Origin of the sequence: Mucilaginibacter sp. L196 (assembly GCF_009765905.1) — a bacterium.
Lineage (GTDB): Bacteria > Bacteroidota > Bacteroidia > Sphingobacteriales > Sphingobacteriaceae > Mucilaginibacter.
Genome location: NZ_LMUO01000012.1, coordinates 83,672 through 106,415 on the forward strand (window position 1 = coordinate 83,672; position 22,744 = coordinate 106,415).

Annotated in this window: 23 protein-coding genes; 9 read left to right on the forward strand and 14 right to left on the reverse strand. The window is 41.2% G+C overall.

Annotation, left to right across the window (positions count from 1 at the left end):
• Positions 1-9 precede the first annotated feature (9 nt).
• Positions 10-375, reverse strand: a complete 366-nt coding sequence (locus GSQ74_RS10390) for a SnoaL-like domain-containing protein (protein ID WP_158992917.1) — start codon at positions 373-375, stop codon at positions 10-12.
• 101 nt (positions 376-476) lie between these two features.
• Here GSQ74_RS10390 and GSQ74_RS10395 point away from each other — a divergent pair, with 101 nt between their 5' ends.
• Positions 477-1,391, forward strand: a complete 915-nt coding sequence (locus GSQ74_RS10395; RefSeq protein ID WP_158992919.1) for an AraC family transcriptional regulator — start codon at positions 477-479, stop codon at positions 1,389-1,391.
• A gap of 30 nt (positions 1,392-1,421) precedes the next feature.
• On the opposite strand, the gene GSQ74_RS10400 is transcribed toward GSQ74_RS10395, so the two are convergent.
• Positions 1,422-2,339, reverse strand: a complete 918-nt coding sequence (locus GSQ74_RS10400) for an AraC family transcriptional regulator (RefSeq protein WP_158992921.1) — start codon at positions 2,337-2,339, stop codon at positions 1,422-1,424.
• Positions 2,340-2,435: 96 nt separating this feature from the next.
• Positions 2,436-3,209, reverse strand: coding sequence for an SDR family NAD(P)-dependent oxidoreductase (locus GSQ74_RS10405; RefSeq protein ID WP_158992923.1), 774 nt, complete (start codon positions 3,207-3,209; stop codon positions 2,436-2,438).
• Between the two features lie 342 nt (positions 3,210-3,551).
• On the opposite strand from GSQ74_RS10405, the gene map reads away from it, so the two are divergent.
• Complete coding sequence (map, locus tag GSQ74_RS10410) at positions 3,552-4,316, forward strand: type I methionyl aminopeptidase (protein ID WP_158992925.1); 765 nt, start codon at positions 3,552-3,554, stop codon at positions 4,314-4,316.
• A gap of 68 nt (positions 4,317-4,384) precedes the next feature.
• On the opposite strand, the gene GSQ74_RS10415 is transcribed toward map, so the two are convergent.
• Both GSQ74_RS10415 and GSQ74_RS10420 read right to left on the reverse strand, forming a co-directional pair.
• Positions 4,385-5,497, reverse strand: coding sequence for an acyltransferase (locus GSQ74_RS10415; protein ID WP_158992927.1), 1,113 nt, complete (start codon positions 5,495-5,497; stop codon positions 4,385-4,387).
• Between the two features lie 28 nt (positions 5,498-5,525).
• The gene (locus tag GSQ74_RS10420; RefSeq protein ID WP_158992929.1) at positions 5,526-5,876 is read right to left on the reverse strand and encodes a helix-turn-helix domain-containing protein; all 351 of its coding nucleotides are present in this window, start codon (positions 5,874-5,876) and stop codon (positions 5,526-5,528) included.
• Between the two features lie 104 nt (positions 5,877-5,980).
• Here GSQ74_RS10420 and GSQ74_RS10425 point away from each other — a divergent pair, with 104 nt between their 5' ends.
• Positions 5,981-6,724, forward strand: coding sequence for an SDR family NAD(P)-dependent oxidoreductase (locus GSQ74_RS10425; RefSeq protein ID WP_158992931.1), 744 nt, complete (start codon positions 5,981-5,983; stop codon positions 6,722-6,724).
• Positions 6,725-6,793: 69 nt separating this feature from the next.
• Here GSQ74_RS10425 and GSQ74_RS10430 read toward each other — a convergent pair whose 3' ends face one another.
• The 4 genes from GSQ74_RS10430 to GSQ74_RS10445 form a co-directional block, all read right to left on the reverse strand.
• Positions 6,794-7,384 carry an HD family hydrolase gene (locus GSQ74_RS10430; RefSeq protein WP_158992933.1) on the reverse strand — a complete coding sequence of 197 codons (591 nt, stop codon included), beginning with the start codon at positions 7,382-7,384 and terminating at the stop codon, positions 6,794-6,796.
• A gap of 83 nt (positions 7,385-7,467) precedes the next feature.
• Complete coding sequence (locus GSQ74_RS10435; protein ID WP_158992935.1) at positions 7,468-8,127, reverse strand: NAD(P)-dependent oxidoreductase; 660 nt, start codon at positions 8,125-8,127, stop codon at positions 7,468-7,470.
• Between the two features lie 322 nt (positions 8,128-8,449).
• Entirely contained in the window at positions 8,450-9,157 is a 708-nt protein-coding gene (locus GSQ74_RS10440; RefSeq protein ID WP_216846715.1) for an MBL fold metallo-hydrolase, read from the reverse strand.
• A gap of 540 nt (positions 9,158-9,697) precedes the next feature.
• Entirely contained in the window at positions 9,698-10,786 is a 1,089-nt protein-coding gene (locus GSQ74_RS10445; protein ID WP_216846716.1) for an MBL fold metallo-hydrolase, read from the reverse strand.
• A gap of 323 nt (positions 10,787-11,109) precedes the next feature.
• Between GSQ74_RS10445 and GSQ74_RS10450 the strand changes: the two genes are divergently transcribed.
• Positions 11,110-12,585 carry a DUF3943 domain-containing protein gene (locus GSQ74_RS10450; RefSeq protein ID WP_158992937.1) on the forward strand — a complete coding sequence of 492 codons (1,476 nt, stop codon included), beginning with the start codon at positions 11,110-11,112 and terminating at the stop codon, positions 12,583-12,585.
• Between the two features lie 56 nt (positions 12,586-12,641).
• On the opposite strand, the gene GSQ74_RS10455 is transcribed toward GSQ74_RS10450, so the two are convergent.
• The 4 genes from GSQ74_RS10455 to GSQ74_RS10470 all read right to left on the reverse strand — a co-directional run bounded on the left by GSQ74_RS10455 (position 12,642) and on the right by GSQ74_RS10470 (position 15,856).
• Positions 12,642-13,232, reverse strand: a complete 591-nt coding sequence (locus GSQ74_RS10455; RefSeq protein WP_158992939.1) for a transposase — start codon at positions 13,230-13,232, stop codon at positions 12,642-12,644.
• A 278-nt stretch (positions 13,233-13,510) separates the two neighbouring features.
• Entirely contained in the window at positions 13,511-14,479 is a 969-nt protein-coding gene (locus GSQ74_RS10460) for a c-type cytochrome (protein ID WP_158992941.1), read from the reverse strand.
• 37 nt (positions 14,480-14,516) lie between these two features.
• Complete coding sequence (locus GSQ74_RS10465) at positions 14,517-15,173, reverse strand: NAD(P)-dependent oxidoreductase (protein ID WP_158992943.1); 657 nt, start codon at positions 15,171-15,173, stop codon at positions 14,517-14,519.
• Positions 15,174-15,259: 86 nt separating this feature from the next.
• Positions 15,260-15,856, reverse strand: a complete 597-nt coding sequence (locus GSQ74_RS10470) for a short chain dehydrogenase (RefSeq protein WP_158992945.1) — start codon at positions 15,854-15,856, stop codon at positions 15,260-15,262.
• A 101-nt stretch (positions 15,857-15,957) separates the two neighbouring features.
• On the opposite strand from GSQ74_RS10470, the gene GSQ74_RS10475 reads away from it, so the two are divergent.
• The gene (locus GSQ74_RS10475; RefSeq protein ID WP_158992947.1) at positions 15,958-16,302 is read left to right on the forward strand and encodes a helix-turn-helix domain-containing protein; all 345 of its coding nucleotides are present in this window, start codon (positions 15,958-15,960) and stop codon (positions 16,300-16,302) included.
• A 112-nt stretch (positions 16,303-16,414) separates the two neighbouring features.
• Here GSQ74_RS10475 and mce read toward each other — a convergent pair whose 3' ends face one another.
• On the reverse strand, positions 16,415-17,182 hold the full coding sequence (gene mce / locus GSQ74_RS10480) for a methylmalonyl-CoA epimerase (RefSeq protein ID WP_158992949.1): 768 nt from the start codon (positions 17,180-17,182) through the stop codon (positions 16,415-16,417).
• 102 nt (positions 17,183-17,284) lie between these two features.
• Between mce and GSQ74_RS10485 the strand changes: the two genes are divergently transcribed.
• The 4 genes from GSQ74_RS10485 (at position 17,285) to GSQ74_RS10500 (ending at position 21,923) form a co-directional block, all read left to right on the forward strand.
• Positions 17,285-18,496 carry an IscS subfamily cysteine desulfurase gene (locus GSQ74_RS10485; RefSeq protein ID WP_158992951.1) on the forward strand — a complete coding sequence of 404 codons (1,212 nt, stop codon included), beginning with the start codon at positions 17,285-17,287 and terminating at the stop codon, positions 18,494-18,496.
• 114 nt (positions 18,497-18,610) lie between these two features.
• Positions 18,611-19,024: a Fe-S cluster assembly scaffold IscU gene (gene iscU, locus GSQ74_RS10490; protein WP_158992953.1), complete on the forward strand. Its 414-nt coding sequence runs from the start codon at positions 18,611-18,613 to the stop codon at positions 19,022-19,024.
• A gap of 120 nt (positions 19,025-19,144) precedes the next feature.
• On the forward strand, positions 19,145-19,471 hold the full coding sequence (locus GSQ74_RS10495) for an iron-sulfur cluster assembly accessory protein (RefSeq protein ID WP_158992955.1): 327 nt from the start codon (positions 19,145-19,147) through the stop codon (positions 19,469-19,471).
• Between the two features lie 538 nt (positions 19,472-20,009).
• Entirely contained in the window at positions 20,010-21,923 is a 1,914-nt protein-coding gene (locus GSQ74_RS10500; RefSeq protein WP_158992957.1) for a long-chain fatty acid--CoA ligase, read from the forward strand.
• Positions 21,924-22,744 lie beyond the last annotated feature (821 nt).

Genomic DNA, 22,744 nt, shown 5'->3' on the forward strand with positions numbered 1-22,744 from the left:
TACTGGTCGCTAATAAAAAAAGGTTTCGGATATTATCTTATCGTCCTTTACGCCGAAAACTGCAATTTCTGCCAACTGTAATCTCTGGCCATTTTTTAAGGTCATGTCCCTACCCATCGCCACGCTAAAGTAACTGCCTCCAACTACCGGTTCGCTGCAGAAGAAGCTATGTACTTCTGCTATAATTTCCTGTCTGGCTTTCGACTTTGCTATAACCGCTTCAATACCTTTGGTTATGGTAGGCACACCCATTGCCAAAGCATGTTCAGGTTCGATACAAACAATGTCGGCACTATAAAGCTGTTGATAGATTTCTGTCACTTGTCTTTGTTGAAAAAGATCATAGTAGTGATTGGCTAATTCCTGAGTTGTCATTTTTTTTCTTGATTATTTAATCATACAAAGCTATCTTGTTGTTAAATACTTAAAGTATTAAAAAGTGTTATATATTTGCTCAATCGTATCAATTTATAAAGATGGACGCTTTAAGCACCGTATTAGAGGCAACCAGACTGAGAAGTGTTGTTTATAGCAAGTTTCCACTTGCAGCCCCATGGGGATTGGATATTGTTAAGGACGAAAATTCGCAATTCTGGCGACTGGTGAGCGGCTGTTGTACCATTGGCTCGCCTGATGGCCGTATAATAGAATTGGCGGAGGGCGATCTGGTATTTGTACCTCATGGTAGCGCACACTGGATAGCAGATAAATCTACAAGTTTACGCATGCCGTCGCCCGAGTTTGTTAAAGCCCGCAGGGCGGGAACCCCTGTTTTTAACAGTGGCGGCGATGTAACTACCCTTATAGCGGGGCATTTTGAATTTGATTACCAGCCCTTGCATCCTTTTTTAAAGGACTTGCCGCCAATTATTCATATCAGACAATATGTGACAGAAAACCAGCTTTTATTAAAGCAGGTTACACAATTAATGTTGGAAGAACTCAATAACGAAAAGCCGGGAAGCAGCATAATGCTAAAAAATCTATCGGAAATTATGTTTATCAATATCATAAGGGCATATTTAGAACAAGCTGTGCCCGACAGTGGTTTTCTTTCTGCATTAAATGACACAAGGATCAGCAAAGCGCTAAAACTGATGCAGGACTCACCCCAAAACAATTGGACCCTGGAATCTCTTGCATCGAAAATCGGCATGTCACGTTCTGTTTTCTTTAATCAGTTTAAAAAATTAGTGCATGAAACACCGTTGAGCTACCTTACCAACTGGCGTATCAGACAAGCCCAAAAGCTATTAATGACGAATAACAGCAATATATCCGAAATTGCAGCAAGCGTCGGTTATCAGTCGGAATCGGCTTTTAACCGGATCTTCAAATCAAAAACAGGGCAGACTCCCGCAATGTACAGAAGAAGCAAGCTTTCCCAGTAAAGCTTATTTTTAAAATAGCCATTCAGGTGATCAATTAAATGTCGATCTGAATTGTATAGGAGAAATTCTTGTTTTTATTTTGAACAGTCTGCTGAAAGACTGCGGATACCCGAACCCTAATTTGTAGGCCACTTCACTGATAGTCAGGTTCGTGGTAGAAAGTAATTCTTTTGATCTTTCAATCAGCTTCTGATGAATATGTTGTTGGGCATTCAGCCCGGTGAGCGAACGCAGCATATCACTTAAATAATTGGGTGTGTAATTCAAAGCTTCTGCCAGGTATTGAACTGTCGGTATACCGTTATTGCCAGGCTCTTCGCCATTAAAATAAGTGTTCAACAGCTCTTCCAGTTGCTGAAGCATCTCATTGTTGACCACCTGCCGGGTTAAAAACTGGCGTTTGTAAAATCGTTTAGCATAACTCAGCAGCAATTCAATCTGAGCGATGATAACCTCCTGACTGAAGTCATCTATGCGGCTGTTTAGTTCCTCCTTAATGATCGTATATATTGACAGGATGGTTGCTCTTTCCTGTTCGGACAGATGCAGCGCCTCGTTGGCAGCGTAAGAGAAGAACCCGTAATTTTTGATCTTTTTGGCTAATGGATAACCCTGAAGGAAATCCGGATGAATGATTAGCGAATAACCTGCATTGTCCTCATATTTTTCCGTACTGCCCACAATCTGGTTGGGTGCCGTGAATAACAAGCTTCCTTCATCAAAATCATAATAACCCTGGCCATACTTAAACTTTCCACCCAGTTTGGTAATAAAAGAGATCTTGTAGAACCCAGTTACATAACTTGGTGGCAGCCGGCACAAGTCGATCTGTCCTTCTGTAGCATCCATTAAGCTAATCAATGGGTGAACAGGGCCCGGAAGACCCAGCATACGATGTACTTCCGTTATAGACTCCAGCTTAATGACTTTCAGCGTTTCGCTTTTCATGTTTAAAGATAATAATTTAGACCGGCGACTGTTTCAGCCACCAGTCATAAATTAGATTTCATAGTTATTGAACTTTGGGAAACAATTAAATAGTAACTACCATTGAAAAGGACCTTCCGGGCCCGTGAAAGTTGCTGTCGGTCCATCGGTTTCCAGCGCCACCCGGATCGGTTCACGCGAACCTACTTCAACCGTATCGGTGCCCTGGAAGTTATTCAGCGCCGTGGCCGTAAAGCCGGGACTTGCTGCATTAACCTTGATGTTTTCTTTTTCAAGTTCCAAAGCGAAAGCCAGGGTAACTGCGTTAAGCGCCGTTTTGGATGCTGCGTAAACAACGCCGAAATGTTCCCTTGCCCAGCAAGCCGGATCAGCTACCCACGTTAAAGATCCCAATCCGCTTGATATATTGACAATACGGGCAGCCGATGATTTGCGTAATAAGGGTAGCATAGCTTGCGTAACGGCAATAACCCCAAACACGTTGGTTTCCCAAACGGCCCGCACCTCGTCAAGTGATGCGGTGGTGGCCTTGCCTGCTTCCATCGTTTGCTCCAATGTGCGGCCAGGCTTTCCGGCATGGGCTATCGCTGCGTTATTTACCAGCAGGTCAAGGTGGCCGGATGCTACCTCGATATGTTCCACCGCCGCACTGATGGTTGATTGCTGGGTAACATCAAGCTGGATCGCATGCGCTGTGACGCCAATCTCAGCAGCGGCTTTTTGCCCGTTGTTCAGATTACGCGAGCCGACATAAACGATATAACCATTAGCTGCAAGCGCTTTGGCAATTTGAAAACCTACGCCCTGATTGGCACCGGTAACCAGCGCAACAGGTTTGTTATTTGTTGATGACTTGATCTGATCTTTCATAAGAATATTGATTAATGAATTAACAAATCAAAAGTCACCATTTACCAACCGGTCATCATAACCAAATCAAGGACATTCGTAACCAAAATGAAAAAGATAAATCACATTTTGCATTGGCTATGGAATGAAATCACTTTACAGTATAATATCGGAATATTTTCCGATTACTTTGGAATCGCATTATCAATAAAGTTTAGGTTTATAGTTTTTGAAAATATTTTCAGTGATCCCACATTGGACCCGAGCCTCTGAATTGACGGGAAAGTTGTTTCATAAACTGACGGTTGATAAACGGTATCAAATGGATTAATTGTTATTTTTGCCACAGATAAAAACTTAAAAATGTCTATAACTACCGAAGACGAAAGAATTGGAGTGCAGCATGCAAGCGATGCTGTTGCCATCACGCTAAAAAAGATGCGTGAGTTTGCCAAACCGGGCATTTCAACAAAGGAACTTGACGAGTACGGCGGCGAATTGCTGGCACAGATGGGCGCACATTCTGCACCTAAGTTAACCTATGATTTTCCGGGGTATACATGTATTAGTATTAATGAGGAAACAGCGCACGGAATACCATCGGTGGATAAAATCTTAAAAGAAGGTGATCTGGTAAATATTGATGTATCGGCAGAATTAAATGGCTATTGGGCTGACAATGGGGGCTCGTTTGTATTGGGCGAAGACATCCACGGCCATGGCAAACTGGTAGAAGCATCTAAAGAGATATTGAGGAAGGCGATCAGCAACATTAAAGGTGGTGTTAGAATATCGGAGATAGGCAGGTTGATCGAGACTGAAGCCAAAAAAGCCGGTTACACGGTAATAAAAAACCTGACCGGACATGGTGTTGGCCGCAGCTTGCATGAAGAACCCCACGAAATAGCCAACTACTGCGACAGGAATAACACTTCGCGTTTCAAAAAAAACTCGGTGGTGGCGATAGAGACATTTATTTCAACACGCTCCACCATTGCCGAAACACAAGCCGATGGCTGGACGCTAAGCGGCAATAAAGGTGGTTTTGTTGCGCAGCACGAGCATACCATTATGGTAACTGGCGGTGAGCCGGTGATATTTACAGCGCAGAATGGCATTTGGGATTAATTATCGCCCCAATTGATCATGAAGTGGCACCTGGAGTGCTGCGACTATATAATTAATAAACCAGGAATTTAAACATCGCCAGATTTTTGTTTGGCAAGCCTTTCTTTCCGTTTATTGTTTAGATATTTTCTTACCGGGAAATCGTAAACTATCATTATCAGGTATGCTGCTCCAACCAGTAGGATTAGCGCGGCTGTAATAATGAAAGCCAATTGCATAGTGCCCGGCTTATGAGTACCGTAATAATTACCGAACATCCATAACACAGCATAATGCGTCATGTATAATGGGTAAGAGATATTCCCTAAAAATATGCAAACCTTTTTTAAGCCAGGTTTTAACATAGCCCCTGCACCCAAAGCTATTAGCAAGGGAAAGTAAAACAGTACAACCACAGGTTCGGACAACCAATTCCATTTTGAGAATGGCATTATAAAGGCCAGGAACAATAATATGGCTATGCCGATAAATCCCAGTTTATTTTTGATGATCCAGTTGGAGCGGTAAATAAGTAGTCCCGCTAAAAAAGAATATGATATCCGGGCGCTTCCATCCCAAAAGGTAGGCCCGCTCCAGCCACCCATTAAGTTGCCGGAACGGTAACATACAAAGCAAATAGCCACGGCCGAGAGTATGGCTAACAGCAGCAGGTAGCCGCGGCTGATCTTATAAAGTACAAATGCGTAAACAATATTGGCGACATATTCCCAAAACAATGACCATGCCGGAGCATTGAAGCTGAACAGGTTAAATCCACGGTCGGCTATTATAGGCAAGGGAATAAGCAATATCGAGCAAAAAAATGTCAGGATGATCTTACCGGTGCTGTACAATTCGGGATGGCCGCCAAACGGGTCGAACAAAAATGCCAGCAGGCCTAACACCGATCCTGCTATAACCAGCGGGTGCAGCCTGATGATCCTCGATTTAAAAAACTCGAGAATACCCATTTTTGCTATACGATTGTCATAGGCATACGCGATAACAAATCCCGAAAGGCAGAAGAAGAAATCGACAGCTAAAAAACCGTGGCCGATAAAGTTTTGGCTGTAATCGGAGTAAACCCATTCCATAAAATGAAATGTTACAACGGAGAGGGCGGCAATGCCCCTTAATCCGTCGAGAATTTCGAAATGCTTTTTTGTTTGCAGAATTGTGGTGGTGGGTTTGTATGTATCCATTTAATGTATATCATGCCAGGTTAAACAACTATTTTCCGGTAATCACTTTGCGGTGTTCTGTCCCCCAATCAGCAAGGTTATTGATTATGGTTTGTAATGTTCTGCCATATTCGGTTAAATTATACTGAACTGTTACCGGTTGACTATCTAAAACGGTTCGTTTTATCAGTTTATTCATTTCAAGCTCCTTCAATTCCTTGCTAAGCATTTTGTTTGATATGCCTGTTACATCATTCAAAATATCAGAAAACCTTCTTTCGTTATAATAGCAAATAGATGAGATTATGGAGATCTTCCATTTTCCATTTAATACATCCATCGCATCATGTACAGCCATGATCTCTTTTTTGTGCCCTGCAAGGCATACATTGTCAGCCATAAGTTACTTTGTTACCCGAATGTTACTATTACTTTCGGTTACAAAGTAACCAAAATAAACTTAGGACACTTAAGTTTGCAGCGTAAACATTAGAAAATTTAATTATGAATTTTACAAACAAAAACGTTGTTATAACAGGCGGAACCACCGGAATTGGGTTAGCAACCGCAAAAGCATTTATTAACGCAGGTGCAAACGTTTGGATCACAGGCAGAAGTGCTGAAAATTTAAAAAAAGCTACCGAAGAGATCAACGATCCGAAATTGAAAACGGTAGTTTCGGACACCTCGAAGTTGGCAGACATCGCGGTTTTGGAAAAGGCAGTTGCAGAAAACGGGGAGAAATTAGATGTACTTTTCCTAAATGCAGGAATAGCGGCATTTACGCCCATTGAACAAACAACCGAAGCAGATTTTGATGCGCAATTTAACACCAATGTAAAAGGCCATTTCTTCACCTTGCAAAAGCTAATCCCTCATTTGGTAGATGGAGCTGCCGTAGTATTCACTTCCTCGGTAGTTGCAACAGCTTCAAATTTGGGAACCAGTGTATACTCTGCAACCAAAGGGGCATTAAATAAAATCGCCCAAATTGCAGCAAATGAACTGGCGGAAAGAAAGATCCGTGTAAATATTGTTAGTCCGGGCCCGATTTTAACACCGGGCTTAGAAAGTGTGGTACCTGAAGAAGCAAAAGCATATTTAGCTTCGGCTACCGCTTTGCAGCGATTAGGACATGCTGATGAAATTGCAAAAACAGTATTGTTCCTTGCTTCTGACGATGCAAGTTTTATTAGCGGGACAGAAATAGTAGCTGATGGCGGTTACCTTACCTACGCGCTAAAATAAATAAGCTAAAGTACTCATCGCAACCACAAAAAGCGGCTTATTGCCGCTTTTTGTGGTTGCGATGAGCGCCTACCTTTTTAACATGCCTTCTTCTAAACTGTTGTCGATAAGTTTTTTAGCGTATTTCCATATAAAATCGGATCCTTTTTTGATGATACCTTTTTTCTCAATAACTTTATCATAAGGCACGTTAAACTCTTTCCAGGTACCTCCATTATTAGATCTGTTTTGCAGTAGCGGTTCAAACCGATCCATCGCGCGCGCGAACTTTGATTCGGCTGTTTCACCTGCTTCAAATTCCTCCCAAATCAAAATAAGTTCTTCAGCCTGATTTTGTGGCAATAGGCCAAATATTCGTCTTGCCGCTGCTAGTTCTGCGATTGTATTTGTGTGGCTTGTCGCGGTATCGTATAAGAAAATATCACCAGCATCTATTTCCACCAAATCATGGATTAACAGCATTTTTATAACCTTAAAGAGATCAATAGCTTCATTGCTGTGCCCAGACAGTACTAAAGCCATTAATGCAAGGTGCCAGCTGTGCTCCGCGTCATTTTCTGTACGGTCACTGTTGAAAAGGCGTGTTTTACGTTGTATGTATTTTACCTTATCGATTTCGTGAATGAAATCTACTTGTTTTTGAAGTTGCTCAAAGTCCATTTTTCATGTTTAAGCATTACAAATATAGTTTTTTTATTTTTTCGATTAAAAAATTGGCTAAACTTCAAAGGCAAGAGACGCTATTATCTTTCTGACAGCATAGGCGTTTTGTGAGTATAAGTTTCACTATACACATTATCAATAAAGAATTTAGCCAGCAGTTTTCGGCTCATCTGGAACGGCTTTGGCGTAAGGTCATAGGTTACTGCTAATTCCCTCATAGTTTCGTTTTCATTTAGCCCCACAGGTCTGGCAATAGTCCAGTTTGTTCCGGATGCTTGAATTAAACGTTCCTGTGCGTTATGATCAGCAAATATGACTTTGAAATTGGTTAGCTTAACCAGCAGCTTCACATACCATGGCGCATATTTCCATGAATCTCCCACCCCAACAGATGATAAAATTAAAATACGTTTTACTCTGTATTCATTCATCGCCTGCAGCACATTAGTCATGCTTTTTTCCAGGATACGCGGAGCATTTATTTTCCTGAAAGAAATGGCTTCTCCCCTGGTTAAAGGGCTTAACAAACTGAGAATAACATCGCAGCCTTCTATGGCTCTATGGACATCATCAATATTTGTAGGAAGACCTGTTACAACGGTTAAGTCATCTGATTTGACACTGATCTTAGCTGGATTTCTAACTAATGCAACTACATGGTAACCTTTAGCTAATGCGAAATTTATGGCATGTTTACCGGTTCTTCCGGTAGCACCCAATATTAATATTCTGTTTGACATCGCTTTTTATATGAGTTCAACTTCCCAATCCTTCGCTGCCGCAAGCGTCCCACTTATGGCCCACGTTTAGGTGAGCAATGTAATACTTATCAGGCAATAATAACCTTAACTAAACTCCCCATTGTTCATTCGTCATGTGGTGAACAGCTAACTATTTATCCATATCGTGAGTTTAACAGAACTGGCATTTGTTAATGATAACTTTAACTTCTAATCAGTACGCAAAATAAGGCACTGTATTCAGCTACAGTAAAAATTAGCTTTAAGCCGAAATTATACAGCCGGTTAACTTGGTTTTTCATGATTAAACAGGCTTAATTAATTAAATGAATGAATAGTTGTAGCGATTAAACGCCTGCCTGATAATACCGCCGGCATTACTTAAGATAGGCCTGCCATGCCCGAAGACAATTTTTTCAAAATCAAGGTTGGTTATTTTATTAATACTTCGCATGCCTTCCTGGAGGTCTTCATAAATAACACTCAGGGCAAGTCCCAGGGTGTTTGATAACAGATCCCCCGCAATCAATACTTCCTCTTTTTCAACCAGCAGCGAAATATGCCCTTTGCTGTGGCCCGGGGTATGTATAACGCGGATGCCACCCAATAAAGGTAACAGGTCGTTATGCTTTAATGGTCGGACTATTTCAACCGGATCAATATTTATGCCTGATCGTTTTATAGCAAGATGGTAGATCAGCCAATTTTTCAACCCGGGGGTTAAGCACAACTCTTTACGAAAGGCAATACCATAGCGCATAATCTCGGCATCATCAGCATGCGCTATTACCGGCACCCTTAAAATTCTTTTGATCTCCTCTGCACTTCCGGCATGATCGGGATGCAGGTGGGTTAATATAATCTGCTTAATATCTTTAGGATTTTTACCCGCGGCCCTAATGGCCTTAAATATTTTGCGGCCACTTCCTTTTGGACCGGTACCTATGAGTGTGAGGCCGTTATCTTCAATTACAAAAACATTAACCCAGCCTAAGTTAATTTGGTAAATACTATTGCTTATCCGTTGCATACAATTAATTTGATCTTAAGTGAAAAAATGATGATTAATAGCGTAAAAACGAATACATAATATTATGAGTGGTTGAATGAATTATTTAACTGTGCTAATTTATATCCGGCCATGCAGGCAAGATGAATCCTTAACGCTGTTTGTGTGTACAAATGTGTAAAACACCCATGTTAAGAAATGTTAAAGTCGACAGGCCGGATATTTTTATCTATGAATAGCATGATTCCAGCCTTTTGCTGGGTAAGCGAGGCCGGGTTATCTGAACCTTGATTGATGGGATTTGAGGATTAGCATGATAATATGTAATTGTGCGGTAAAAACACCATCGGTATTCGGAAGATTGCATTTCCTTTTTTAATTCCCTCCCACGGGGAGGGGTGCGGTTGGATACGAAGTGGCAGGGAGGGGTTTATACACCAAATAATAATCTGTTAAACCCCACCCTTCCCCGCCCCAAGGCGGGAATCGCACAAGTCCGCTGCTTCCTTTTTCATTTTCCAACCACCGATGGTGAAAACACCTACCATAAGCTCAAATAATTTATTGAATGTCCCACCAAACTACTTTCCTGGGCGGATCACCCAGAGTATAAGGTTCTCCGATACGTGGAACATTTACCGGGATACCCAGCTTTTCAGCAGCGGGCAGAAATGCTTTTATAGGTTCGTTCCAGGGATGATTGGCTTCGGGAAATTTAGCCCAGTGGATAGGCTGCAGCAAACGAGCCCGAAGGTCGACGGCGGCCTGGGCGGGCTGGCCAAGACCCAAATGAATATATGGTTGGTTGTATTGTCCACATTCCAGCAGTGCCAGGTCGAACGGGCCATATTGCTGCCCAATTTGTTTGAAGAAAGGCCCATAGCCACCATCGCCACCGAAAAATAGCCGGTATTGGCCAGTCTGTATCACGTAAGAGGCCCAAAGCGTTTTATCCCCTTCGCGGGATGTTCGGCCGCTGTGGTGCTGCGCCGGTGTAGCGGTAACCCTGAGCCCACCAGGCAGCGTAACTGATTGATACCAATTCAGTTCGATTATCTTTTTAAGATCAAAACCCCAGTATATTAAATGTGAGCCAACACCAATCGGCACTACGGCTATTTTAATATTGTCTTTCAATTTTTTCAGGGTGCGATAGTCCAGGTGATCATAGTGATCATGGGAAATAATCAGCACATCTATTTGCGGCATATCCACGGCGTGGTAATAATTAGTGCCTTTAAATGCTTTAACAAATCCGGGCACCGGACCGGCATGGTTGCTAAAAACAGGGTCGATGAGTATATTACCCTGCATGGTTTTGATCAGCAAAGACGAATGTCCAAACCAAACTATAGTAGGTGCAGCAGCACTTAATGTCTTTAAATCAGTTTTTACCCATGGCAGCGCGTGATCGGGTCTAACAGGTCCAACGTGATCGCGGAACATATGAATCAACCGGTTGTGCTTGATAGTTGAGTCAGGCCGTTGAACTAAATTTTGGAAGCTGCCATCTTTGTAATCAGGCAAAGTATCCAACCGTGCAAGCGCTTCACCCTGTGGATCTCTACCCAGCGACGTTACTATACCGCAACTTGCGATTGCCGTTAGCAGCAGCGCCATCATGCCGATCCACAAACAATAACTTTTCATATCCTAAACGCGGATAACAAATAAGGTACACTGATAGTTTCATCAATCACGAACCAAGCAATATTCTATCATCTAAAATCAAAATTTCAACAGCGTTAATAATAAATGTTAAAACAATAAATTGTCACCGATTGTAAACTTATAAATAGCCACCTTATAGTAATATTCTGCTCAGTATTTTTTTAGCCGATACGAAATCAATAACCTAATCAATTTCCTATCATGAAAAACATTAAGAAACAGATTTTCCATTGCTTTCTGTAGAGAAAACTTTCATAACTAATCCTAAATCACTAACTTTCTTTAGTCAAAACCATTCATTAATGGAAAAACCATACCTACCTTTTGATGCCGTTCTCAACAAGATAGGCGGCAGAATATTTTTGAAACTGGTTGCTGTAATGAGTATTTCGCTCTTATGGTTAGCACCTTATGCTAATGCGCAAACCCCGTTTGATGCCAGGCCATTGCTTAATAACGCAACAAAAAAGGATACCATTCAAAGTGATAACTCAACTACTAAGCCTAAAAAACATTTTGGCCGTGCTGCTTTTGAATTTGGGCTGGCAGAATTAACTCCATGGACTTATGACCGGTATATTGTGAATAAGGATTATGCACATATATCTTTTAGTACTGTTGGCCATAACCTTAACCCGGGTAGCTGGACTTTTGATAATGATGAGTTTCAAACAAACCAGTTCGGACATCCATACCATGGGAATCTTTTTTTTAATTCGTTTAGAGCCAACGGATATAGTTTTTGGGAGGCTGCTCCTGCCTCTGCCGTCGGAAGTTATATATGGGAAACTGTTGCAGAAAACCAGGCTCCTGCCCCTAATGACTTTATTAACACCACTTTTGGTGGTATTGTGCTAGGCGAAATGACCTATCGCTTATCTAACAGAATAATTAGTAAAAAAAACACCGGATTTAAGCGCCAGGCAAGCGAAGTGGCGGCATTTATTATTGACCCGATGAATGGTTTAACCAGAATAATGGATGGGAAATGGGGTAAAGTTAGCGATGACAATATTGACAAGCTGGATTCAACAAACGTACATGCCGACTTTGATCTTGGCTTCCGTACATTCAGCACAAACAACATTAACACAGCCAATACTGAACGATCAGGGCTATATGGCCGCATTAAACTAATTTACGGCAGCGCGGAAAAAGACCTTAAAACACCGTTTAGCAATATTTACGTTAATACAGAGTTTGGCCAGGATGATAGTTCAAAAGTAAATATCATTAGCGTATACGGATCATTAATTGGGTGGGATTTTAGCAAAGCAGATAGCCAGGATCAACAATTACTCATCATATCTGCCAATTATGACTATATCCATAATCAGGCCTTTTTTTATGGTGGTGAAAGCGCCAAGGCCAACCTCTTTTCGGAGTATAAATTAAGTAAGGGCATAACAGTTAATACATCGTTCGGCTTGGGTCCCGTACTTTTGGCGGCGGTACCCGATAAATACTTATTTAATGGCCGCAACTACGATTATACCTCGGGCGTAAGCGTTATAGCCGGAGCCGGAATTAGCATTGATGACAAGCTGTATTACAGTATTAACTACAGAGGAGGGGCGCTATTTACCATAAATGGCAATCAATCACATTATTTTTTGCATGTGGTAAGCAGCGAATTAAGATATACATTGGGGGATGGATTCTCGTTATGTGCTGAGCCCGGCTACCTAACATTAAAAGGTGATTACAAACATCATGAAGATGTAACTAAAAATTATAGTTACTTCAGGGTGTCAACACGGTATTCGTTGAATTTTTAGAGGTATTATATCGCCATTCCGCAGGGTCTTCTTCGAGTTTAAGTTAACCCATAAAATCACGGGCTGTTATTAGCGTATTTGTAGCCGATCATTAAGGACTGAAAAAAGGCATAGCCTTTCCAAAGTGTTTGCCAGCCAGGCAAGCCCTTGTTTTTAAGTCCTTGATGTCCACCCATTCGCCCAAGTAATAATAGCCACCATAAGGCTGTATATGGTTCACATAATAGCTTATCTGTCGGCATCAGGTATTTGTCAGCTATTTTTCTTGCTAACTCCTGTTCCGTTTTATCTGTTACAACAGTTTCGAATGGAATATGATGTTGATGCTTAGCATAATACCTGCTCCTTAGTAGTACTATAGCAGTTATAGCCAACAAACCAATACAGGTCGTGAGCGCTTTGCGCGTATCGAACTGCCTTTTTTCAATGCTACAGCCGGTTTTATAACATTTATGAAAGTCTTCAACAGCCCATCTTTTTGAATAGAATTCAGCTACCTTTTCTGCATCTTTTCCATTCTTAATTACCCTGTTGGTTAATAGAAACCATTCGGCTTGCCTTTCTTTTTCTGTATCGCTTTGCTCCCTGACCCATACGCAGCTTACTTCCTTATTAATGCCTCTAAATTTAAAGGAGTGGTAATTCATATCGCATTGGGCCTCATATTCTTTACCTTTTCATTTCTCAATTTCCTGACAATAGGAAAAGGATTGGACATAGAAGGCATAATTGAAACAACCTATAAAGTTCGGGGGCAGCCGCTTTGTCCTTTTCTGATAGGGTTAACGTACTACGATCATGCCTGGCTCTGATAATAAAGTATTGATTTTATGGGTTAACTTAAACTCGAAGAAGACCCTGCGGTGATTGGAGAGACCCTGCGGAGACTGGAAAATTACATTTGGCAGGGCGCGAGCACAAGCTCTCAAAACTTCTGAAACGCAACAACCTGATTCTTGATCGGTTTAACGGTTCTTAAATAAGCATAGATTGCTGCAAGATCGCTGGCCTTCATTCCAGCATATGAATACCATGGCATTGGTATTTGTGGATCGCCGGGGTTAAGTTTAGCCGCTTGCTTTTCTTTACCTTCAAAGCTTTTAAATCGTTGGATGAATATATCTTTACTCCATGATCCAATACCTGTTAGTTTATCGGGTGTGATATTTGCAGAATGTACAATACCTCCCTGCTGTTTAAATTCCATTCCACCACCAAACTCTGTCCCAGGGATTATATCCCCGTGAGATCTTTTACTATGACAATCTATACAAGCCGCTGCGTTAACAAGGTAAGCGCCATACTTGATGGTATCATTTTCCGATGGTAGCTTACCCAAATTTGCCTTATGCGGCATGGTATTAATAATAAAATTGACTGGAAAGTCAATTTTTGACGCCGGTATGTCTTTTTCAATTGCGGGAATTGAACGCAAATAAGCAATAATGCTGTACACGTCCTCTTTATCCATCTGTCCTATATGATCCCAGGGCATTAGTGGAAATATGGCTTTGCCAAATTTGTTCTCGCCGGTTGTTAGCGCCCTGAATATTTCGCCCTCTGTCCAACTACCTAATTTATAAGGCGTTATATTAGATGCGTAAAATTTGCCGGGAAGGCCCATCTGCTGATCAAACTTTTCACCACCGGCCCCAAAGCCACCCACCACCGGGCCTCCGTACAAATGCTCGTCCTTGGTGCTATGGCAGTCCATACAAGCAGAAACGTGGTTGGCTAAATAATCGCCGCGTTTTATTCGTTCTGCTGTACGTTCTATTTTAATTTGAGGCGCTGCACCTGTGTTTGGTAATGCAACCTTTACATATGTGCCGGCGGCAGCCACTACTACCAACAATCCGATTAGGATAAATCCAATTACTTTTATTGCTTTCATACTATGCTAATTTTGTGCTTGCATCTCCCCAGCCTTATTAATTTTCAGAAATAGTTGGGCTTTTCCTATCGTACTTATCGGATTTTACTATATCAACTATGAATTTAGCTACACTTTGCCTGCTGATATATAAACTTGGTTTAGGGGAGTTATTTAAACTCACCTTTAAAGTTTTTATCTTTTCGGAATCATTTAAGGCAACAGGCCGTACAGCCGTCCAGTTTAAGTTTGAATTTGCTAATAGTTTTTCCTCTTTTTCGTGTTCCGCGTAAACAGGGCCCATGTTGGTATAGTCAATTAACCATCTGAGCCAAAAAGGGATATTATTTTTACTTTCTCCTACACCCCACGCAGAGACTGTAATTAACCGTTTTAGGCCTTGTTGATCCGCTTCAGCTATCGCATTTTTAATGCTTTCAGATATGAAATTTTTGGCGGTTATTAATTTAGACCAGGGAGCATCTGAGGCTCTGACAATACCCAAAGCACTTATTATCAAATCACAGCCTTGCATTGCAGCCGCTAGATCTGTTCGATGGGTAGGTGTTCCCTGATATACTTTAATTGATTTTGAATTAAAGGCTATTTTGTTTTTATCCCGCACCAAAACATTTAAATCATAGCCTTGCTTTAGTGCCTCTTCAACTATAAGGCGGCCGGTTCTACCGGTCGCTCCTAAAATGAGTATTTTCATAATATTTATTTTACTTGTTTGTCAATTCATTTATTGAACGCAAACCATTTTTATTTTTTTATTCTTTTTAAATTTCTGAGTGCCCGTTACAACACTTTATAGATCTGACCGGTTTGGCCGCCCAGCACGCTTTTGATATAAGCCTGTGTAACCCGGCTCATGGTAACCGGAACGTGTCCAGGGAAATAGGAAAAGTAGGCTGTAGATTCTTCAACTATATCAGGACCGACCGCATTGATACGCACCCCGTTCTCCAACTCTATTGCTGCGCCTTTTACAAAGCCATTGATCGCTCCATTCATCGTGCTGATGTTTGTTCCCATTACAATCGGGTCATCGGCTAATGCACCTGATGTTAAAGTAAATGACCCCTTCGGATTAATGTAATTCTGACCAATCAATACCAGGTTGACCTGGCCCATCAATTTGCTGTTAACACCAATCCTGAAATCAGCATCCTTCATGAATGCCAAAGGCCCGAACTGTGCATCCCCGGCAGCGCAAATTAAGGCGTCAAATTTCCCGACCTGCTTGTAAAAGTTTTCTATCGATTCGGTTGACGATATATCTACCTGTATATCGCTACTTTTTGAACCGGCCTGAATTACTTCATGATCTTTTTGTAATGCGGCGGTTACGTGTTTTCCGATGGTACCTGTGGCACCTATAATTAAAATTTTCATATTCACTTTTTTTAACAAAATTAATCCATAACTTTACATTTGTCAAGTAATGGCACATTTGTCAAGTATTGACATTTAAGAAACTAATGCTCATTATCAATATGTTAGTAGAAGAAATAATTGAAAAAAAAGTAGAGCTGGATTGTGATTGCTCAATAATAGGATCAATCAGTATCATAAGCGGCAAGTGGAAACCCGTTATTATCTGGATGTTATTATCAGGCCCCAGGCGATTTGGTGAGCTCCATAAGGCTATTCAAGGTATAGCGTTAAAGGTATTATCCAGGCATTTAAAAGAATTGGAGGCTGACGGCATCATTAATCGGAAGGTATATGCCGAAGTGCCGCCAAAGGTGGAGTATACACTCACTGAAAAGGGGATGTCGCTCAACGATGTGATGCAGCTATTAGCAGAATGGGATAAAAAGCATAGAGTAACCGAATAAGACATTTTAGGATATATCAAATCCTTTAATCCGACAAATCAAGGTTCAGACACTCTCACACAACTCCACCAAAACCCCATTAGTCCCTTTCGGGTGCACAAAGAAAACCAGTTTATTTAGTTGCTCTACTTTTTATAAGATAGTCCATCCAAGCTTCAGCTATCGCTTTAAAGTCTTCAGTAGCAATAATGAAAACCGGGGCATCAGTAGATGAATGATCAGGATCAATATAAAACTTTGAAACTTTACTGTTCACTTCGACTGTAACCAAACTTTCAGAAATTAATATTTCTTCGATATTTATTCCATTAAGAACATTATTAAGATACTTAACAGTAGTATTTTTTACGTTGTCAGGCTCTCTAGTATCAGTTAGAAATTGATTCAAAATTCCACTAATTGATGCCATAGTATCAAAATATTCATCAAAAATCAACTTCTTAAAAAATTTCACTTCGTATTTATCTAACACATTAATTGCCACAACACTCTCACACAACTCCACCAAAACCCCATTAACCCCTTTCGGGTGCACAAAGCAAACCAGTTTATTATCAGCACCGCGTTTGGGTTCATCGTTCAATAACACAAAACCTTCTTTTTTTAACCGCTGCATTTCGGCGCGGATATCGCTTACTTCAAAGGCTATATGGTGGATGCCTTCGCCTTTTTTGGCTATAAATTTGGCTATGGGGCTGTCTTCAGAGGTTGCTTCTAACAACTCAATCTTGTTGGGGCCGCATTGTAGGAAGGCGGTGAGCACGTTTTCTGATGCTACTTCCTCGGTTTTATAAATAGAAGTGTTCAGCAACCTCTCGTACACATTACCGGCTGACTTTATGCTATTTACGGCTATACCAATGTGTTCTATTTTTTCCATGTCCAAATATTGCAAATTAATGACTGCTTGCAATTTATTAGCCTTGTTTTGAATGATTTTAAATAGGAATTTTGTATATCTTTGTATGTTTAATTGAAAGATATGAATATCCCCGTTTATTTGGATAATAATGCTACCACTCCCATGGACCCAAGGGTACTGGAAGCCATGCTGCCTTATTTTGTTGAAAAATTTGGAAACGCGGCTAGCCGTAACCACCCTTTCGGCTGGGTAGCTGAGGAAGCTGTTGACTATGCCCGCGAGCAAGTGGCGAAATTGATAGGTGCAAGCGAGAAAGAGATCATCTTTACTTCGGGCGCTACAGAATCGGACAACCTGGCTATTAAAGGCGTGTTCGAGATGTATAAAGAAAAAGGCAACCACATTATAACTACAGTTACTGAGCATAAAGCTGTGCTTGACGCCTGTAAACACGTAGAAAAAATGGGCGGCCGTGTAACTTACCTGCCCGTTAAGGAAGATGGTTTAGTTGATCTTGAAGTGTTGGAAAGCAGCATGACTCCTGACACTATCCTGGTTTCGATCATGTATGGTAACAACGAGATCGGTGTTATTCAACCTATAAAAGAAATCGCGGCTATTGCTCACAAGCATGGCGCTTTAATGATGACCGACGCTGTACAGGCTGTTGGTAAAATACCGGTAGATGTTAATCGTGATGGTATTGATTTATTGGCGTTATCTGCACATAAAATATACGGACCTAAAGGTGTTGGCGCTTTATACGTTCGCCGTAAGGGACCACGTGTTAAAGTTACTGCTCAAATGGACGGTGGTGGTCACGAACGTGGTATGCGTTCAGGTACATTAAACGTACCGGGTATTGTTGGTTTAGGTAAAGCTTGTGAATTGTGTATGCAGGAAATGGAAAGCGAAGCAAAACGTTTATCTGTTTTACGCGATAAATTACAGACATCGTTAACTGTGCTTGAAGAAAGTTATGTAAATGGAAACGTTGAACATCGCTTACCTCATGTAGCTAACATCTCTTTCAAATATGTTGAGGGTGAAGGCTTAATGATGGCGATGAAAGATCTGGCTGTATCATCAGGTTCGGCTTGTACATCTGCTTCGTTAGAGCCATCTTATGTATTGAAAAGTTTAGGCTTGTCGGATGATTTGGCACACTCTTCTATCCGTTTTGGTTTAGGACGTTTCACTACTGAAGAGGAAGTTGATTACGCTATTGAGGTAACTAAAAAATCGGTTACCCACCTGCGCGAACTTTCACCACTTTGGGAAATGTTTAAAGAGGGTATCGACCTTGACTCAATTGAGTGGGCGGAACATTAATTGATGTGCAGATAAGAAGATGTGCAGATATGCAAGTGCCTGTCCTCTTCAATATATAAAATACTAAGATAAAAAGCTTTTGACTTTTTACTTTTGACTTAAAAACTTAATAAAATGGCTTATTCAGAAAAAGTAATTGATCACTATACTAACCCCCGCAATGTTGGCACTTTAGATAAAGCCAGCCACAAAGTAGGTACAGGTTTAGTTGGTGCCCCTGAGTGCGGCGACGTTATGCGCCTGCAGATTCAGGTTGATGATAACAATGTGATTACCGATGCTAAATTTAAAACATTTGGCTGTGGATCAGCAATCGCGTCTTCTTCATTAGCTACCGAATGGCTTAAAGGCAAAAGCATCGATGATGCCATGAAAATTGACAACATGGACATTGTTGAAGAACTTGCTCTTCCACCGGTAAAAATTCACTGCTCAGTTTTAGCAGAGGATGCTATCAAAGCAGCAATTAATGACTATCGCGTAAAAAACGGCATGGAGCCGATAGCAAGCGAAAAAGTACATCACTAAGATTAGTAGCTAGTATTTAGTATCAAGTAGCTAGATTTTACTTGATACTAAATCAAATTATTTAAGCGTCAGGCGTTTTTGTCTTGATACTTGATACTAACTACTTGATACTAAATTAAAATGGTAACAGTAACAGATAAAGCGAAAGATAAAATAGATCACCTGGTGAAGGATTCGGGCTTGGATGAGTCGTATTTCCTGCGGGTATCTGTTCAGGGTGGTGGCTGCTCGGGCTTATCATATAATCTTGACTTTGATAACGAAATAAAAAAAGGCGACCAGTTTTTTGAAGATAAGGGCGTACGCCTTGCTTTGGATATGAAGTCGTTCCTATACCTTGCCGGTACCGAGCTTGATTTTAGCGATGGTTTGAATGGTAAGGGCTTTAATTTCCACAACCCTAACGCGACACGTACTTGTGGTTGCGGGGAGAGTTTTTCGGTATAAAACATCTTTCTTGAGATATTTTGAAAAGGCGCTGTAAGGCGCCTTTTTTGTTTTATTGTCATTGCGAGGTACGAAGCAATCGCATACTATACAGAGAGTTTCTAAAAGTATTCCCGATTCAATTAGATATTCTCGCCGCTCATTGCCGCGGGGACTACTACTTTATTCTTGATAAAAAAGTAGCAAAAACTAAGCGAAGCGTCTCATGAACACCTTAAAAAAAACAAACAACAGGTGAATAAATCAAGACGGAAAAAACCTTCTGCCCGCAGGCTAACTCCCGGCTCGGTTTTCCGTCGGGCATTTGCGCACATTAGGGTAGCCCAACCGTCATTGCGAGGAACGAAGCAATCTCTACATAGGCAGGTCGGGCTTGCAGGTTTCTCTGTATAGTATAGAGATTGCTTCGTTCCTCGCAATGACGTGCGTGATGGGTACTACTTGGCTATTTATAAATTGTAATCGCAATAAAATCAACGTAATCAATATTTTCTAATTTTTATTAGATTTGTTATCTAGTTAATCCCGATTATTCCTAATGAACATATCACCTGACATAAATACGGTTCCTAAATTTATACGCAATACTGTAGCCAATATCCATCCTGAAACCTATACCTTTTTAAAACATAAGGTTGGCGATGTGTGGGTTGAGATCAGCTATAAGCAAGCTCTTGAAAAAATTGACGCGATATCTGCCTGGTTCCTGAGCATTGGCGTACAAAAAGGCGACCGCCTGGCTTTGATTATTGAGAACGGTCCGGATTATGTGTATTACGACCAGGCTTTGCAACAGATTGGCTCGGTAAATACTTCTATCTACCCTACCCTTAGCGAAGCTGAGATTGAATATATTTTGAATGATTCCGGCGCTAAAACTATCATTGTGGGCAATCCTTTCCTGCTGCGTAAAGTGGCTAAGATCGCTAATAATTGTCCGGAGTTGATCCGTATTATCCCCGCTTTTGAGGATTATGAGAAGAATCTAGGCAAAGCTCCATTAAATGCGGGTGTTATCGGCTTTAAAAGATTGATTGAAGAAGGTTTAGATGTGGTTGAACAATATACATCAGCCATAAATATTGCGCGTGAAGCTATTTTGCCGTCTGATCTTTCCTGTTTGATCTATACTTCGGGCACTACAGGTACGCCAAAGGGTGTGATGCTTACGCACCATAACCTTTGTGAGAATGTGCGTGTTTGTTTGATACAGATTCCGGTTATTGAATCGAGCGATTTGTTTTTATCGTTCCTTCCACTATCTCATGTGTTTGAGCGTACGGCGACTTACCATATTTGTTTGGCTGCTGGTTGTCAGATCGCTTTCGCGCAAAGTTTGGAGCTTTTAGCTAAGAACATGGGTGAGGTTAGACCTACCGTAATGAATTGCGTGCCACGCTTATTAGAACGTATCCATGATAAAGCTATTAAAGGTGGCACAGAAGCCGGTGGCATGAAAGCCAAGATATTTTTATGGGCGTTGAAGATCGGCAAGCAATACCGTGAGGTTAAGGAATCCGGTAAAAAACCGGGGCCAATATTGAACTATGAACACAAACTAGCTGATAAATTAGTCTTCAGCAAGATAAAAGAAAAAACAGGCGGACGTTTAAAATTCATGATCTCGGGCGGTGGTGCATTACCTAAAAACATTGGTGAGTTTTTTGGCGACCTGGGCATTAAAGTTTTGGAGGGTTTTGGCTTGACCGAGACTTCGCCAGTGATGTCGGTTACAGAGAACGACAGGCAGGTTTATGGTACGGTTGGTCGTATCATCCCGGGTATTGAGGTTGCGATACAGAATGTGGAAACCCGCCAGATATACACCATACAAACTTATGAAAGCTTTAACCCGGAGTATGAATCGCCGGAGGGTGAGATCATTGTTCGCGGGCATTGCGTGATGAAAGGTTACTGGAACAAACCGGAAGAAACAGCTGCTGCTATTGATTCGGACGGCTGGTTCCATACCGGTGATATTGGCCGCTATTACAAAGGCAACCTGCAAATTACCGACAGGCTAAAGAACATGCTGGTAAATGCTTACGGCAAAAACATATATCCGACCCCGGTTGAGAATACTTATTTAAAAAGTCCACGGATTGAGGGCGTGTTCTTGGTGGGCGATAAACGCGAGTATGTTACCGCCATCATCATCCCCGCAAAAGAAACCTTGCAAGAAACTTTTAATTTGAAAGACGAGTTTTTCGCAGATCAGGATGTGTTTATTAAGGACAAAGAGATTGTAGACTGGATAGGCCAGGATGTGCGTCGCCTATCGAACGAATTAGCCAAGTTTGAACGCATTAAAAACTTCAAGATCAAGCGTAACCCGTTCAGCATGGATGAGGGTGAGATAACACCTACGATGAAGGCTAAGCGTAAAGTTATCGAAAAGAAATACGCTGATTATATTGACGAGATGTATTTGGCGGAAGCGGATGCGGAGTAGAAATTGAATTAAGAGATGAATGCTTTATATGTATTAGGCGGATGCGCCTGCTTGGCTTTTGGGATATATCTCACTATTAAGCAGGTAAAAACCTTTATTAAAGGAGAGCAAGATAAATTTGGGTTTGATATTCAAGGATTGGGTGGGGGCATTATGTTTATAATGATAGGGTTATACTTAATTTTCAAGTATTTATAATGCTTTTCTAATTTTTAATATTTCAAAGAACGTTCGTTACTCTTTCACAAGAGCGGGTGACCGGTACATACAAATTTCGGGAAATGATTTGGGATAAGTACTGACACAGTTTTGTCAGTATTTTGGGATTGTCGGGTAGTTTAAAAGATTTGTCATTCTGAGGTACGAAGAATCTTCTTTGATATGCATATCGGCCTTGCATGTTCGCTTGTCGCTTTTAGAAGATTCTTCACTGCGTTCAGAATGACAAGCTGTAAAGTAGAATTGTCATTCTGAGGTACGAAGAATCTTCTTCGATATGCATAGCGGTCTTGCATGTTCGCTTGTCGCTTTTAGAAGATTCTTCACTGCGTTCAGAATGACAAGCTGTAAAGTAGAATTGTCATTCTGAGGTACGAAGAATCTTCTTCGATATGCATAGCGGTCTTGCATGGCGGCCTATCGCTTTTAGAAGATTCTTCACTTCGTTCAGAATGACAAGGGTATAAAAATTTGTCATCCGGACAACCTGGTGTTTCGCGTTAGTGACAGGAGCGGATACCAGCCTTGTGGCTAAGGCCCAATGTCATTAAGTTAAGCCCCACCTAAATCCTCCCCGGTAGGGAGGACTTAAAAAAACAAAC

What these genes read in the sequence shown, in the direction of transcription:
- GSQ74_RS10425 (WP_158992931.1), top strand. Translation starts at nt 5,981, where the DNA reads ATGAATTTTACAAACAAAAACGTTGTTATAACAGGCGGAACCACCGGA.
- GSQ74_RS10485 (WP_158992951.1), top strand. Translation starts at nt 17,285, where the DNA reads ATGAATATCCCCGTTTATTTGGATAATAATGCTACCACTCCCATGGAC.
- GSQ74_RS10420 (WP_158992929.1), bottom strand. Translation starts at nt 5,876, where the DNA reads ATGGCTGACAATGTATGCCTTGCAGGGCACAAAAAAGAGATCATGGCT.
- GSQ74_RS10465 (WP_158992943.1), bottom strand. Translation starts at nt 15,173, where the DNA reads ATGAAAATACTCATTTTAGGAGCGACCGGTAGAACCGGCCGCCTTATA.
- GSQ74_RS10440 (WP_216846715.1), bottom strand. Translation starts at nt 9,157, where the DNA reads ATGCAACGGATAAGCAATAGTATTTACCAAATTAACTTAGGCTGGGTT.
- GSQ74_RS10415 (WP_158992927.1), bottom strand. Translation starts at nt 5,497, where the DNA reads ATGGATACATACAAACCCACCACCACAATTCTGCAAACAAAAAAGCAT.
- GSQ74_RS10400 (WP_158992921.1), bottom strand. Translation starts at nt 2,339, where the DNA reads ATGAAAAGCGAAACGCTGAAAGTCATTAAGCTGGAGTCTATAACGGAA.
- GSQ74_RS10395 (WP_158992919.1), top strand. Translation starts at nt 477, where the DNA reads ATGGACGCTTTAAGCACCGTATTAGAGGCAACCAGACTGAGAAGTGTT.
- iscU (WP_158992953.1), top strand. Translation starts at nt 18,611, where the DNA reads ATGGCTTATTCAGAAAAAGTAATTGATCACTATACTAACCCCCGCAAT.
- GSQ74_RS10405 (WP_158992923.1), bottom strand. Translation starts at nt 3,209, where the DNA reads ATGAAAGATCAGATCAAGTCATCAACAAATAACAAACCTGTTGCGCTG.
- GSQ74_RS10475 (WP_158992947.1), top strand. Translation starts at nt 15,958, where the DNA reads ATGTTAGTAGAAGAAATAATTGAAAAAAAAGTAGAGCTGGATTGTGAT.
- GSQ74_RS10500 (WP_158992957.1), top strand. Translation starts at nt 20,010, where the DNA reads ATGAACATATCACCTGACATAAATACGGTTCCTAAATTTATACGCAAT.
- GSQ74_RS10470 (WP_158992945.1), bottom strand. Translation starts at nt 15,856, where the DNA reads ATGAAAATTTTAATTATAGGTGCCACAGGTACCATCGGAAAACACGTA.
- GSQ74_RS10455 (WP_158992939.1), bottom strand. Translation starts at nt 13,232, where the DNA reads ATGAATTACCACTCCTTTAAATTTAGAGGCATTAATAAGGAAGTAAGC.
- GSQ74_RS10430 (WP_158992933.1), bottom strand. Translation starts at nt 7,384, where the DNA reads ATGGACTTTGAGCAACTTCAAAAACAAGTAGATTTCATTCACGAAATC.
- GSQ74_RS10390 (WP_158992917.1), bottom strand. Translation starts at nt 375, where the DNA reads ATGACAACTCAGGAATTAGCCAATCACTACTATGATCTTTTTCAACAA.
- GSQ74_RS10495 (WP_158992955.1), top strand. Translation starts at nt 19,145, where the DNA reads ATGGTAACAGTAACAGATAAAGCGAAAGATAAAATAGATCACCTGGTG.
- map (WP_158992925.1), top strand. Translation starts at nt 3,552, where the DNA reads ATGTCTATAACTACCGAAGACGAAAGAATTGGAGTGCAGCATGCAAGC.
- GSQ74_RS10435 (WP_158992935.1), bottom strand. Translation starts at nt 8,127, where the DNA reads ATGTCAAACAGAATATTAATATTGGGTGCTACCGGAAGAACCGGTAAA.
- mce (WP_158992949.1), bottom strand. Translation starts at nt 17,182, where the DNA reads ATGGAAAAAATAGAACACATTGGTATAGCCGTAAATAGCATAAAGTCA.
- GSQ74_RS10450 (WP_158992937.1), top strand. Translation starts at nt 11,110, where the DNA reads ATGGAAAAACCATACCTACCTTTTGATGCCGTTCTCAACAAGATAGGC.
- GSQ74_RS10460 (WP_158992941.1), bottom strand. Translation starts at nt 14,479, where the DNA reads ATGAAAGCAATAAAAGTAATTGGATTTATCCTAATCGGATTGTTGGTA.
- GSQ74_RS10445 (WP_216846716.1), bottom strand. Translation starts at nt 10,786, where the DNA reads ATGAAAAGTTATTGTTTGTGGATCGGCATGATGGCGCTGCTGCTAACG.